Annotated in this window: 9 protein-coding genes; 2 read left to right on the top strand and 7 right to left on the bottom strand. The window is 74.3% G+C overall.

Annotated features, from left to right (window positions below):
• Nucleotides 1-14: 14 nt before the first annotated feature.
• Nucleotides 15-911: a diguanylate cyclase gene (locus WMF11_RS16195; protein WP_437909264.1), complete on the bottom strand. Its 897-nt coding sequence runs from the start codon at nucleotides 909-911 to the stop codon at nucleotides 15-17.
• Nucleotides 912-988: 77 nt separating this feature from the next.
• Here WMF11_RS16195 and WMF11_RS16190 point away from each other — a divergent pair, with 77 nt between their 5' ends.
• Both WMF11_RS16190 and WMF11_RS16185 read left to right on the top strand, forming a co-directional pair.
• Nucleotides 989-1,753 carry a DUF3105 domain-containing protein gene (locus tag WMF11_RS16190; RefSeq protein WP_437978081.1) on the top strand — a complete coding sequence of 255 codons (765 nt, stop codon included), beginning with the start codon at nucleotides 989-991 and terminating at the stop codon, nucleotides 1,751-1,753.
• Between the two features lie 41 nt (nucleotides 1,754-1,794).
• The gene (locus WMF11_RS16185; protein WP_437978080.1) at nucleotides 1,795-6,318 is read left to right on the top strand and encodes a sigma 54-interacting transcriptional regulator; all 4,524 of its coding nucleotides are present in this window, start codon (nucleotides 1,795-1,797) and stop codon (nucleotides 6,316-6,318) included.
• 16 nt (nucleotides 6,319-6,334) lie between these two features.
• Here WMF11_RS16185 and WMF11_RS16180 read toward each other — a convergent pair whose 3' ends face one another.
• From WMF11_RS16180 to WMF11_RS16155, 6 genes are all read right to left on the bottom strand, one after another.
• Nucleotides 6,335-7,069 (bottom strand): SCO family protein, encoded by a 735-nt coding sequence (locus WMF11_RS16180; protein ID WP_437978079.1) that lies wholly within the window; start codon nucleotides 7,067-7,069, stop codon nucleotides 6,335-6,337.
• A 52-nt stretch (nucleotides 7,070-7,121) separates the two neighbouring features.
• Entirely contained in the window at nucleotides 7,122-8,120 is a 999-nt protein-coding gene (cyoE, locus tag WMF11_RS16175; protein WP_437552757.1) for a heme o synthase, read from the bottom strand.
• 364 nt (nucleotides 8,121-8,484) lie between these two features.
• Complete coding sequence (locus tag WMF11_RS16170) at nucleotides 8,485-9,375, bottom strand: carboxypeptidase regulatory-like domain-containing protein (protein WP_437552756.1); 891 nt, start codon at nucleotides 9,373-9,375, stop codon at nucleotides 8,485-8,487.
• A 195-nt stretch (nucleotides 9,376-9,570) separates the two neighbouring features.
• Complete coding sequence (locus WMF11_RS16165) at nucleotides 9,571-10,788, bottom strand: hypothetical protein (protein ID WP_437909258.1); 1,218 nt, start codon at nucleotides 10,786-10,788, stop codon at nucleotides 9,571-9,573.
• A gap of 19 nt (nucleotides 10,789-10,807) precedes the next feature.
• Nucleotides 10,808-11,311: a T3SS (YopN, CesT) and YbjN peptide-binding chaperone 1 gene (locus WMF11_RS16160; protein ID WP_012235526.1), complete on the bottom strand. Its 504-nt coding sequence runs from the start codon at nucleotides 11,309-11,311 to the stop codon at nucleotides 10,808-10,810.
• Nucleotides 11,312-11,355: 44 nt separating this feature from the next.
• Nucleotides 11,356-13,119, bottom strand: a complete 1,764-nt coding sequence (locus tag WMF11_RS16155; RefSeq protein ID WP_437978078.1) for a hypothetical protein — start codon at nucleotides 13,117-13,119, stop codon at nucleotides 11,356-11,358.
• Nucleotides 13,120-13,142: the final 23 nt, after the last annotated feature.

The raw sequence follows: 13,142 nt of genomic DNA, 5'->3' as shown, positions 1-13,142 counted from the left end.
GCGCTCGCGGAACGTCACATCACGCGATTCCGCCCGGCCTTCTTCGCATGATAGAGCCGCTCGTCGGCGCGGCGGTAGAGCTCCATCGGCGAGACCGGCGCGTCCGGCGTGACGCCGGCGACCCCGAAGCTCGCGGTGACGGCGACCTCGCCCTCCTCGAAGCGGAACGGCGTGCGCTCCACGAGCGCGCGCAGCTTCTCGGCCACCAGGCGAGCGCTGTCGACGGCGATCTCCGGCACGAGCAGGGCGAACTCCTCCCCGCCGACGCGCGCGAGGATGTCGTCGCGGCGGACGTTCGCCGCGGCGAGCGCGGCCATCTGGCGGAGCACGGCGTCGCCCGTGAGGTGCCCGCGGGTGTCGTTGATGTTCTTGAAGTGATCGATGTCGAACATGATGAGGGCGAGGTGGCGATGGTAGCGACAAGCCCGCGACACCTCGCGCTCCAGCGCGACCTCGAAGGAGCGCTTGTTGTGGACCTGCGTCAGACCGTCGAAGGTCATCAGCCGGTAGATCTCCTCGTGATACGAGAGCTCGACGTTCCCACCCTGGATGAACTTGAAGATCGTCCGGCCGATCTTCACCTGGTCACCGTCTTTGAGGGCGCGCTCATCGACGGAGACGTCGTTCACGTAGGTGCCATTCGTCGAGCCGAGATCGCGGACAACGTAGCTCATCCCCGTCCAGGAGATGCGCGCATGGCGCCGGCTCACCGCGTCGTCGTCGAGCGGGATATCGGTCTGTATCGCGCGCCCACACTCGATCGCCCCGGTCCCTAGCGCGATGCGGCGCCCGAGCTCGGTGCCGTAGATCACCACCAGGCACGCGGTGCCCGGCGCCGCCGGCAGCACCGGCGGGGCGATCGCGGTGCAGGTGACGAGCGTCTGCCGATGATCGTTCTCTTGCTTCGCCACGCTAGGGGACCCAAGTACACCAGAGCCGACGTGCCAGGGCAACGCGCGTCGCGCGTCGGACATGGTAGGCTTCGGCCATGAAACACTGCGGTTTCGCGCAGATGTGTGTCGCTGCCACGATGGTCGCCGGGCTCGGCGTTCCTCTGAGCGGGTGTGGCACGAGCTCGCCCCCGATCGACGAGGGCGACGCCGCGCCCGCGCCGCAACAACCCGAGACCGTCACGAGCTTTCCGGAGGCTCCGCCGCTCCCGGGCGAGGCCGAGTGCAAGGTCGTCGTCACGACGGGGATCCCCGTCACCTCGGCGCAACACGTGGCCACGTGCGCGCCTGTCCAGTACGCGACCAACCCGCCGAGCGGCGGAGATCACTGGGGCCTGTGGGCCGAGTACAAGCGCTTCGAGTCCGAGGTCCCGCGCGAGGTGTACGTCCACAACCTCGAGCACGGCGCGATCGTCCTCGCGTACCGGTGCGCCTCGTCCGGCTGCGCAGAGGTGAAGGCGGTGCTCGACGAGGTGCGGGCCGAGGCCGCCTCCGATCCGAAGTGCCTCATGGTGCCGGGAGGGCCGGAGGCGCGCCTCGTGATGACGCCCGACAGCGCGCTGGACACGCCGGTCGCGGCCGCGGCCTGGGGCGCGACGTACACCGCGACGTGCCTCGACAAAGCGTCGCTCGCGCGCTTCGTGGCGGACCACTACGGCAAGGGCCCGGAAGACACCTGCAGCGACGCGGGGGCCGTCGATATCGATCTGCCAGACGGCGGCGCGCCGAGCTGCGGTGACGGATCGGGCGGAAGCGGGGCAGGCGGGGCAGGCGCGGCGGGGGGCGCTGCGCCGGATCCGTAACCGGGTTGACAGGTGGCTCCTTGCCCGGGAGCATTCCGGGGATGAGCGAGCCGTCGACCGTGACACCTCGGTTGGCAGAGCGCTTCCGGCTGCTGGACGCCGCGGGGTCCGGCGGGTCGGCCGAGGTCTGGAGGGCCGTCGATCAGGAGCGCGGCGGCTTGGTGGCGCTCAAGATCGAGGCGCGCGGGCGCGGAGCGTCCGCGGCGCAGCGCGCCTCCGTGCGGCGGGTGCTCGGCCGCGAGGCGCTGCACGCGGCGCTGGCGCTCTCGCCGCGGCTGCCAGAGCTCGTCGACGTCGGGTGGCTCGCGGCGCCACCTGGCGGCTCGCGCGTCGAGGGCGCCGCCGGCGAGGAGGGGCGCGCGTTCGTCGCGATGCGCTGGATCGAAGGGCGAGCCGTCGCCGACGCCCTGCGCGGGCTGCCCCCTGGCGAGCGCGCGGCGCTCGCGCTCGCCGCCGCGCGCGACGCGGGCGAGGCGCTCGCCGACCTGCACGGCATCGGCCTGGCGCACGGAGACCTCAAGCCGGAGAACCTGATCCTGACGCCGGAGGGGCGGATCGCGGTGATCGACCTGGGGCTCGCCTGCTCGATCCACGAGACGTCCGTGGACGGGGCGACGCTGCGGTACATCGCGCGCGGGGACGCGGAGCTCGGAGACGCGCGGGCGAGGGACCTGCTCGCGCTGGGGACGCTGCTCGCCGAGATCGCCTTCCCCGGCGTGGCGGACGCGGACGATCCGATCGGAGCGGCGCGGGCCGCGTCGGCCGCGGAGAGCGCGGCCGGGCCGCCGCTCGACGCGATCTGCCGCGCGCTCCTCTCGCCCTCCCCCGCGGCGCGCCCGTCGTCCGCGTGGGTCACCGAGTCGGCCCGCGCGGCGATCGCCGGCGCGCAGCGGGCGCGGCCCCCGTTCGCCGCGCCCCCCGCGGGGCGCGCCGGCCGCGACGCGGGGGCGCCCGGCGCAGAGCGCGATCGACAGGACCGCGACGCGCGCCGCGTGCGCGCCGCCTACCTGCGCCTGCGGCGACACGAGCTCGAGGCGGCGCTCGGGGTGCGCGACGATGTCGCCCCCTGGCTCGTGGACGCGTTCGCGGTGGTCGAGCGGGTGCGCGCGCTCTCCGGCGCGTCGCTCCGCGCGAGCGACGGCGCGGCGCGCGCGGGCCCGCCGCAGAGCGACGCGGCGTGGCTGGGGCGGCTCGGGCCGGACCGCGTCGCGCGGTGGCTCACCGCGCTCGCGGGGACGAGCGCGGCGGCGTGGCCGATGGGGCCGCTCGCGTCTGCGCCGGAGAGGGCGCTCGCGGACGCGCTCGTCGCGCTCGCGCGGCAGGTCCCGCCGCGCGCCTGGACGTTCGCGGACATCGAGGCGGCCGTGCTGGAAACGCCGGGGAGCAGCGCGGGGCGGCGGGCGAGCGCGGCGCCGAAGGACCGCGGAGCGGCCGAGGGCGCCGCCGAAGCGCGCGCCCTCGGCGCGGCGGAGGCGGCGGCGCTGGCGCTCGCGATCGCGCGGGTGCCGCCGGATCCACTCGCGCTCGAGGCGATCGAGCAGCGCGACGACGCGCCGGCCAGCCTGGTCGTCGCGGCGGCCAACGCGCTCCGGCTGCACGGCGACGCCGGGCGCGCGCGGAGCCTGATGCTGCGCTCGTGCGTTCGCGGCGCGACGGAGGCCGCGGCGCTCGCGGCGGAGGTGCTGCGGCGCGCCGGCGATCGCGCCCTCGCGGAGGAGCGCGCGCGCGCCGCGATCGACGCCGGCGCGGACCCGGAGGGGCGCGCGCGCGCGGTGCTCGCGCGCGTCGCGATCGACGCGGGGGCGCTGGAGGCGGCCGACGCGCTCGCCGGGGACGCGGTCACGGCGCCGCTCTGCGAGGTGCGCGCGCTGCTCGCCGTGCTGCGCGGCGACACCGCGCGGGCGCTGTCGGAGGTGGCGCGCGGCGAGGCGCTCGCGAGCTCCGTCGAGGAGCTGGCGCGGATGGCCGCCGTGCGCGGCTACGCGTGGCACGCGAGCGATCCGGAGCGAGCGCACGCGTCGTTCAGCGCCGCGGTCGACTACGCCGTCCGCGCCGGCGCGGTGGTCGAGGAGGCGACCTACCGGACCGGCGAGGCGGCGGCGGCGGTGGATCTCGGCGATCTCGACGGCGCGATCGCGACCTCGACCCGTGCGGCACTGCTCTGGGAGCACCTCGGCCGGCCGGCGCAGGGCGCCCGGGCGCTGCTCGCCTGCGCCGCCGCCTACGCAACCGCTGGGCTGGTGCACGAGACCTGCCGGACCGCCGAGGACGCCATCGCGCGGGCCCGCGACGCGGGCGACGCGAAGGCGGAGGCCTACGCGCTCTGGGCCATCGCCGACGTGGTCGCCGCGCGGGGCGACGGCGTCGTGAGCGCGGACGCCGGATCGCACGTCGACCCGCGCGCGGCGGCGGCGCGCGCGGCGGCGCTCCTCGCCGGAGGCTCCGCGGACGACACGCTCCGGGCGGCCGCGCGGCTCCTCCGCCACGGCGCGGGCGAGCTGGATGGAGCCCGCGTCGAGGAGCTCGACGAGCTCGCGAACGGCCCGGAGCCCGCGGCGGCCTCGCGGCTCGATTGGTGGGGAGCGCGCGCCGCGATCGCGCTCGCCGCGGACGACGTCGGCGCCGCGGACGACGTCGGCGCCGCGGACGACGTCGGCGCCGCGACCGCCGCGGACGACGCGCCACGCGGCCCGGCGGGCGCGTCGGCGTGGCGCGGCCGCAGCGACCGCATCCTCGCCGCGATCGCCGCGATCGCGGGCGCCCGCGCCTCGATCGCGGCGCGCGGCCCAGCGCTGGCCGCGGCGCACGCGCTGGCCGTCAGGGCCGGGCAGACGGACGTCGCGCACCGGGTGCTCGCGGCGCTCGCCGACGCCGCGCGCGAGCTCTGCGGGCGCACCGCCGGCGCAGGCTCGGCTGGCGCCTCCGCTGCGTCGCCAGGGGCGTCGGCGCTCTCCGGCGCGGTCCGGTCGCTCCCGTGGGTCGTCCGCGCGCGGGCGCTGCAGGAGAGCGGGCTTCGGCCCGAGCAGGCGCGCGATCTGGAGGCCCTCGTCGGCGCGCTCGGCGAGCGCGAGCGGCTCGCGCCGCTGCTCGACCGGGTCGTCGACGCGCTCGTGCTCTGGACGGGGGTCGAGCGGGGGCTCCTGCTCCTGCGCGCCCCGAACGGGCGCCTCGTCCCGCGGGCCGCGCGCAACCTGGCGCGCTCGAGCCTCGGCGCGGAGCAGCTCGCGCTGTCGGAGACGCTCGCGCGCCGCGCCCTGGAGGCGCGCGAGCCGGTGGTCGCGGTCGACGCGGCGGGGGAGCTGCCGAGCGTGCACCACAGCGTGCACGCGCTGAAGCTGCGGAGCGTGCTGGCCGTCCCGCTCGTGGCGCGCGGCGAGGCGCTCGGCGTCGTCTACCTCGACGACCGCGTGCGCCGCGGCGCGTTCGGCGCGCAGGAGCTGCGGTGGGCGCGCGCCATCGCGTCGGTCGCGGCGCTGGCGATCTCCGACGCGCGCGCGCAGGTCGAGCTGCGCCGGGCGGCGCGCCGCGCGGAGCGCGCCTCGTCGCGCCTCGCCGAGGAGCTCGCGCGGCGCGAGGCGGAGCTCGACGCCGCGGCGCTCGAGCTCGCCAGGGCGCGCGGCGGCCGCGACACGCGCTACCGGTACGACGCCATCATCGGCGAGAGCGAGCCGCTGCGCGCGATGCTGCGCCTCGTCGATCGGGTGACCGCCTCCGAGGTGCCGGTGCTCGTGTGCGGCGAGTCCGGCAGCGGCAAGGAGCTCGTGGCGCGGGCCATCCACCACAACGGCCCGCGCGCCGCGCACGCGTTCGTGAGCGAGAACTGCGGCGCGATCCCCGAAGGGCTCCTCGAGTCGGCGCTCTTCGGGCACGTGCGCGGCGCGTTCACGGGCGCGGATCGCCCGCGCGCCGGGCTCTTCGAGGTGGCCGATCGGGGCACGCTGTTCCTCGACGAGATCGGCGAGATGAGCCTCGCGATGCAGACGAAGCTGCTGCGGGTCATCGAGGACGGCCTCGTGAGGCCGATCGGCTCCGAGCGGGCGCGCAAGGTCGACGTGCGCGTCATCGCCGCGACCCACCGGGATCTGGAGGCGCTCGTCCGGGCCCGCGCATTCCGGGAGGATCTGCTCTACAGGCTGAACATCATCACGATCCGGGTTCCGCCGCTGCGCGAGCGCGCGACGGACGTGCCGCTCATCGTCCAGCACCTCGTCGAGAAGCACAGCCGCGGCTCGGTCCGGGTCACGCGCGGGGCGATGGATCGCCTCTCGGCCTCCGCGTGGCCGGGCAACGTGCGCCAGCTGGAGAACGAGATCCGGCGGGCGATCGTGCTCTGCGACGGGACCATCGATCGGGAGCACCTCTCACCGGAGATCGCGCACGGCGGCAACGCGACGCCCCGCGAGCTCGGCCTCAACGTCCGAGCGAGGATCGACGCGCTGGAGACGGAGCTCGTGCGCGACGCGCTCGAGCGCACGCGCGGGAACCAGACGCAGGCCGCCAAGCTGCTGGGCCTGTCCAGGTTCGGCCTTCAGAAGATGATCAAGCGGCTCGCCATCGAGGCGTGAGGAGGGCGGGAGCCGGTCACCTCGACTTCACGAGGGCGCCCGCGTCGCGCAAGACCGCGTCGATCCCGTCGTCGTTCGCCTCGTAGTAGCCGCGGATCACGCCCTGCTGGTCGACCAGCACGAGGCGCTCGCCATGGAAGATGCTGAAGAGGCCAGGGCTCGACTCCTTCTTGCCCATGGCGATCTTGAAGCCGTCGAGGACCGTCGACTCTATCTGATCGAGCGGGCCTGTCAGGAACGTCCAGCGCTCGAGCGGGAGCCGCTGCGACGCCGCGTAGGCCGCGAGCACCGCCGGGGTGTCGTTCTCCGGATCGACGGTGAATGTCACGAGGTGGAGCGCGTCACCGAGATCGCGGCCTCGGCGCTCGATCTCGCTCATGCGCTGCGTGAGCTTGGGACAGACGGTCGGGCAGGTCGTGAAGATGAAGTCCGCGATCCACACGCGGCCCCGGAGCTGCTCCAGCCCGAACCGCGCGCCCCGCTGATCCGTGAGCTCGAAGGCGGGCAGAGGGATGCGGATCGCGGGCGTCTCCGCGGCCTGGCCGTGGAGCGCGCGCCCGGCGACCCCGATGGTGATGAGCGCCACGAGCCCGACCAGCGCGAGGAGCGCGGCCCAGAACACCGGCGTGCCCACGAGCCCGCCGCGCCGAGGCCTCCCCGCGTCGCCGCGGTCGGACGGAAGCGATTGGCCGGTCGGCTCCGCAGGCGACAGAGCGCCGTTCGTGTGGCGCGTGGGCTCCGTTGAGACCATCCGGTGACGCTTAAGGGCCTGTCGCCAGTGAGTCAAGGCGACGAGGCGCCGCTCAGGCGCCGATCATCAGCGCAGCGAAGAGGAGCACCAGGTAGACCATGGAGGCGAAGAAGACCTGACGCGCCCAGCGAGCGCCGGTGCCCGCGCGGAGACCGTAGACGCCGAGCCCGAAGAACGCCCCGCCGAGGAGGATCGCGGCGCCGAGGTAGACAGGGCCCGCCACGCCCAGCGGGACGAACAGCACCGAGGACAGCACGAGCAGCGCCAGGTAGCCGACGATGTGGCGCCGTGTCGTGAGATCGCCCTTCTCGAGCGGCAGCACCTTGAGCCCCGCGCGCTGGTACTCGTCCTGACGGAAGAGCGAAATCGCGAGGAAATGCGGGATCTGCCAGAGGAACATGACAGCGAAGAGCAGGAAGCCGGGCGCGTCGATCTGGCCTGTGACGCTCGTCCACCCGAGCAGCGGCGGGATGGCGCCGGGGATCGCGCCGATCGGCAGCGACAGCGTCGTCCTGCGCTTGAGCGGGGTATAGACGAGGACGTAGCTGAGCAGCGCCACCGCGGCGAGCACGCCCGTGATCGCGTTCACCCCGAGAAACAGCACCGGAATCGAGGCGGCCGAGAGCGCGATCCCGAACCAGAGCGCCAGCTCCGGCGAAAGCCGCCGCGCCGGCAAGGGGCGGCTCCGCGTCCGCGCCATCAGCAGATCGGTGTCGCGCTCGATGTACATGTTGAGCGCGTTGGCGCCGGACACGACGAGCGCCGTCCCCAGCAACGCCAGCGCGAGCTGCGCCGGCGGCACCGCCGCGCGCTCGATCGCGGCCTCTCCCGCCAGTCCGGCGCGGAGATAACGGCTCGCGACCCACATGCCGCCGAGCATCGTCGCGACCACCATCCTCGTGATGCGCGGCTTGGTGAGGCTCACGAGATCGGCCGCTCCCTTGAGCAGCGGGCGCGCGCTCGTGGGGACCGCACAGCCGCCGCCCTCGGATGGCTCGGCCTGGCGAACGTAAGGGACCGGGGCGCGCTCGGCGGCCGGCTCGACGCTCATGGTCACGCGCGCACCTCGCTGCTGTGCCCGGCGCCCGCGCCGCGCGCTCGCGCGACAGCTCCGAAGATCCCTGGTCTCGGGACAGCTACACTGAAAAACGACGTCGTCACCGGAGCGCGGGAGGCGGGAGAAAACAGCATCGGGGCCGGGAGACTAGCGCGCACAACACGGCTCGGGGAGTCGAGTTCGTCAGTTGTCGCCCGCCACCCTTTAGGGCACGAGTCGCCTTGCGGCAACCGTCGTGGCGTGCTCATCCGTTCTTTGCGCGTCGAGTGAGCCTGGAAAGGTGGCTCCACCGCGCCGCTCGCCGCCAGCCGGGCGGCCCGGGGCGGGGCGACGCCTGCTGCAGGCGCTGCCATGGATCTCACCAAAGGCCCTTGAGCTCGTCCTTGTTTTCCGCCGGCTCAGGCTCGGTGCCGGCGTACGTGAACGTGACCTGGGCGGGCTTGTCGTCCGTGACCGTGACGTCGGCCGTCTTCAGGCCATGGTGCGGGTGCCACGCCTCGAGCTTGTACTTGCCGGCAGGGACCTTCTCGATCGTGAACGAGCCGTCATCGCCGCTCACGGCGAAGAAGGGGTGATCCGTCACCACGACAAAGCCGCGCATCCACGGGTGGACGTCGCAGGTGAGCTTGATGATGCCGTCCTTCCACGCCTTCGTCAGCGGCGCGGCGCCCCCCGGCTGCGCCTGGTTGAACAGCGTCTCAGAGCCCTTGTAGGTGTGCACGTTGTGCAGCGTCCGGTCGCTGTTCTTGATGTCGACCTGCTGCTCGGAGACCACGCCCTGGATGCGCGGCACATACATGCAGTCCTGCTGGTCGACCACCGCGTGCGCGTCGGGCGCCTTCCAGCTGCCCGGCACGCCTCCGACCGCGATGCGGACGAAGGTGTCCTTGAGCTTGCCATCGTTGACGACAACAGCGTTGTACAGGACATCTTTGTCCTGGCAGACCGGGGCGTCCTTGCGCGCGGTGGGGACCTTCATCTCGACCGGCTTGCCGGTGAACTTGACGATCCCCTTGATGATCCCCTTGCCCGCGGGGGCCGCCGGGGCGGCCTCCTGCGCCGTGGCCTTCGGCGCTTCAGACCCCTGCGGGGCCGCGGCGGGCTTCTCGACCGAGGCCGCCGGGGGCGCCGCCGTGGTGGCGGTCGCGGCCGTGCCGCCGCTGGGCCTCGAGGGCTCCTCGGGGCACCCTGCGAGCGCCAGCGCGGTGAGCGCGAGAGCAGAGAGCGAGGCGAGATCGCGACGATGCATGAGGACTCTCCCGCGCCCGCGGCGCGCCACGCGAGCCTGGTTCGCGCCCCTCCGAGCCTGATCTGGCCTTTTGAGGAGGGACCGTCTGGACCGGGCGGCGGCTCCCACCGCGTCCTTCTGGCGAGCAGCGGGTGGAATGCCGCGCGCTGTTCTTCCGCACAGCGAGGGCGTGCTTAACGAGTGTCGTCGCTCGCGTCAACCTGACGCGCCGCCGGTGATGTCCGGCTTCCCGGCGCCCGGGAGCGAGCTCGAGGTGCGCTCGCGCTCGTTCGCGAGCATGGCCGCCCAGAAGCCGCGCTCGTCGCGGGCCGCGAGCGCGATGCAGAGGGCGGCGATCACCAGCGACAGCGCGCCGAGCGGCACCTCCGGGGCGCTGCCCGCGACGAGCAGCAGCGCGAGCGCGCCGCCCAGCGCCGGCAGCCGCGGCGGGGCGACGAGCGCGAGCGCGACGACCACCACCGACAGGGCGGCGACGAAGAGCTGGATCGAGAGCGGCACGACCGGAGCGGGGCGAGTGAGCAGCCGGTCGAGCGCGCGGCGGAAGAGCGCCTCGACCATCGATGCGTCGTCGGCGGCGCCCGCGAGCGCCGCCCGCGTGGCGAACAGCGCCGACGCGAGCGCCACCAGCGAGAGCGGGCTCACGAGGCGCGGCGGCGGCGGCTCGGCGTCACGCGGCCGCGCCTCGCGGCCCGCGCCGAGCGCGACCGTCGCCGCGAGGACGGCCAGCGCATCGAGCGCGAAGGCTGCGGTCGCGACAGAGCTCGTCGCGCCGGCGAGCGCCTTCGAGCCGCGGTCGTTCGCCCAGACGGCCAAGAGGACGCCGGCGAGCCGCACGAGCGCGGAGGCGCCGATGAGCCCGAGCGCGGCAGCGACCGGACGCACGAACGGGACGCGGAGCGCCTCCCACGCGCTGCCGAGCGCGAGGATCGCGGCGCTCACGCCGATGAGCGCGGCGGACAGATCGGGCACGCGCTGCACGGTCGCGTGCAGCACGACCAGGATGACGAAGCTGCCCGCGACGATCGCGCCGATCCGCAGCGCGTACGGGACGCGGCTCCGCACGACCGCGCTGATCAGCGCCATCGCGACGACGATGGCGCCGATCGCGAAGAGCTGCGAGGCGCCGGCGCCGGCGAGCTCGATCGTGTGGACAGCGCGCTCGATGCCCACCGCCAGGCCGACCATCGCCGGCGCGACCATGCGGCCGAGGATCATCGCGAGCAGGGCGAGGACGGCGAGCGGCCGGATGAGCGCGAGCACAGGCAGGCCGGCGAGCGGAGGCCGCCCGGCGGCGGAGGACCGGCGCTCGGCGGGCGGAGGCTCGCCGCCCTCCTCGCGACGGGGCGAGGCAGCGGTGTCCGGCGCGGCGGAGGGAGGAGGGCCTTCGGGTGGGAGATCGATGGTGAGGAGCATGAAGAACAGCGCCCGTCGCTCAGCCCTTGTCCCAGGCGCGGGGAGCTTCGAGATCCGTGAAGACCGCGGCGGTCGCCGAGGCGTCGATCAGGTCCTGCATCCGCTGGCCGCCGGCCTCCTCGACGATGCGATCGTCGTACTCGTCCGCGAGCACGGACAGATCCCGGAGGGCGACAAGGATCTCGTCGGCGTCGAGCGTCTCGCCGCCGAGGAGCGTGTGGACGATGACCACACACGAGCCCTGCGCGACGTAACCGAAGGCGCCGAAGCGGATGCGCGCGTTCAGGCGGAGCAGCTTCATCGCGAGGTCCGGCGTCATCTCGACGCCGCGGGCGAGCTGCGCGACGAGCCGCACGAGCGCGCGATCGGGCGCCCAGGGAAGGACATGAAGGTAGACGTACGCTGTCCCCTGGCGAACGACGTAGAACTGCGGCTCGACTCGGGTGAACGCCGGGGAATCCGCGAGCGCCGCCTCGATGCGCGCGTTGGTCACTCGAACGGCCTCGTCGGAATCCTTCGGCATGACGCGGAGGATACATCGCCGCGGTCCCGGTGCAGAGCCGGGACCTAACGCCTGAGCGGAAGCAGCGGGCCTGGCGGCGCTGGCGCCCCCTCGTCGCCCGGGACGGGCCGCGGCCCCTTGCGCACAGGCGCCGGCTCGATCGGGGCGGCGCCGGAGGGCGCCTTCAGCAGGAACGGGCGGGCGTTGCGGGTGGAGCACGCGTCGTACGGATCCCGGTGGAACTCCCAGTGCAAGTACACGTTGCCGTCCGGCGACACGATCGCGTCCGGCGCCTTGCCGAAGGGCGACGCGCGGTGCACCGAGTTCAGCGCGACGATGTCGAAGGCCGTCATCCCGCTCGGCCTCGTGACCCCGAGGCGCACGACGCTGCCGCTGTCCTTGTTCAGGACGATCTCCACGTGCGTGACCCGGTTCTGGTTGAACGCGTGCCCGGAGGGCAAGCTCTCGAGCGACGCCAGGAACTCCTCCGCGAAGATCGGGTGGAGCCGGTTGTGGATCATGTTGATGTACGTCGCGAACGGCACCCGCGCGGCGTTGAGCGAGGTCTGGTTGCCGGGCTTGACCGAGGGGTCGTAGTTCTCGATCGCGGCACGCCATTTCTTCCACTTGTCCGTCGTCTCCCACGAGCCCCGGTGCGCGCTCCTGCGGGAGGCGCCGTCCGAGGCCCGCTCCGCCCTGAGCTTCTCGTTGCCGACGGCCGCCTGCACGCCGGCCATGTCCAGGTTGAGGTTGGGCCCGCCGGGGAGCCCCGGCGCGCCGAGGCCGATCGAGCCGACACGGACCGGGCTCTGGTAGGGCTGCGGCGTCGCCTTCTTGCCGGCCACGCGGCTCTTGCCGTCGCCGCCCGGGTTCGCCGGATTGAGGGTATAGCCGCCGCGCGCGCCGTCGATCACCTCGGGCGACGCCGGGCCGGAGCCGCCCGCGGCGCCCTTCTCCGGCGGCGGAAGCGCGGGAGAGACCTGCGCGACGCGAGCGCCGCCGCTCGCGCCCGGCACGCTCGGGGGGGGCGCCGCCCGGGAGGCCTGCGCTGCCTTCGCCGGCGACGCCGGGCTGTGGTGCTCCGCGCTCTCGCTCTCGGGGTTCCCCTCGCCGGGCGCGTGCTTCTCGTTGCCGGCGCGCTCCTCGCTGTGGCCGCTGTGATCGTGGTCGCTGTCGCCGACCCTGTCCGTCGGCGCCTTCGGCCCCGACGGCGTCCCGGGCGTCGGCTCGGGGTCGTCCTGATCCTTCGAGCGGATCTGCGCCATGGTCTCCTCGTCGACCTTGTTGGCGTCGTCCGCGATCCGGCTCGCCTCGGGGTTGTCCTGCTGGTCCTTCTGGACGTGCTGCCGGACGGCGATCCGCTGATCCGCCGGCGGCAGCGGCGGCGGCGGCGCCGGCTGGACCGGTACGATCTTGGCCGCCTCTTCCTTGGGCGGCTCAGGCTTTGGCGGCGCGGGCGGAGGCGCCTTCGCCTGGCGCGGCGGCTCGGCCTTCGGCGGCTTCCGCGGCGGGATCGTCGCCGCCTTGGTCGGCTCGGGGTTCGGCTGCTGCGGATCGGGCGTCGCGTCCTTGTCCGGCTCGCTGTCCGACGGTCGCTCGGGCGGCGCGAGCGGGGCGGGGGGCGGCGTGAGCGCCGCGCCGTCGGTCAGGATCTCGAACGTCGTGTCGCCCGGCCGGAGGCCATCCCTCACCGCGTGGACCATCTGGCGGAGCTGGGCGCGATCCTCGATGACCTGCGCCACCTCGACGGCGCCGCCGCCGCCCGCCATGTGCGCCACGATCGCCGCGCAGATCCACAGGGCGAGCGGGATGTGGGCGTCACGCGACACGGCGCTCAACGCCTCCGCGCTGC

Source organism: Sorangium sp. So ce295 (genome assembly GCF_051527405.1).
Classification (GTDB): Bacteria; Myxococcota_A; Polyangia; order Polyangiales; family Polyangiaceae; genus Sorangium; species Sorangium cellulosum_B.
This window is presented reverse-complemented; position numbering and strand designations above follow the sequence as displayed.

Excerpts from the sequence above, each read along its gene's own strand:
- WMF11_RS16165 (WP_437909258.1), bottom strand. The coding sequence starts at position 10,788 with ATGCTCCTCACCATCGATCTCCCACCCGAAGGCCCTCCTCCCTCCGCC.
- WMF11_RS16160 (WP_012235526.1), bottom strand. The coding sequence starts at position 11,311 with ATGCCGAAGGATTCCGACGAGGCCGTTCGAGTGACCAACGCGCGCATC.
- WMF11_RS16170 (WP_437552756.1), bottom strand. The coding sequence starts at position 9,375 with ATGCATCGTCGCGATCTCGCCTCGCTCTCTGCTCTCGCGCTCACCGCG.
- WMF11_RS16180 (WP_437978079.1), bottom strand. The coding sequence starts at position 7,069 with ATGGTCTCAACGGAGCCCACGCGCCACACGAACGGCGCTCTGTCGCCT.
- cyoE (WP_437552757.1), bottom strand. The coding sequence starts at position 8,120 with ATGAGCGTCGAGCCGGCCGCCGAGCGCGCCCCGGTCCCTTACGTTCGC.
- WMF11_RS16190 (WP_437978081.1), top strand. The coding sequence starts at position 989 with ATGAAACACTGCGGTTTCGCGCAGATGTGTGTCGCTGCCACGATGGTC.
- WMF11_RS16185 (WP_437978080.1), top strand. The coding sequence starts at position 1,795 with ATGAGCGAGCCGTCGACCGTGACACCTCGGTTGGCAGAGCGCTTCCGG.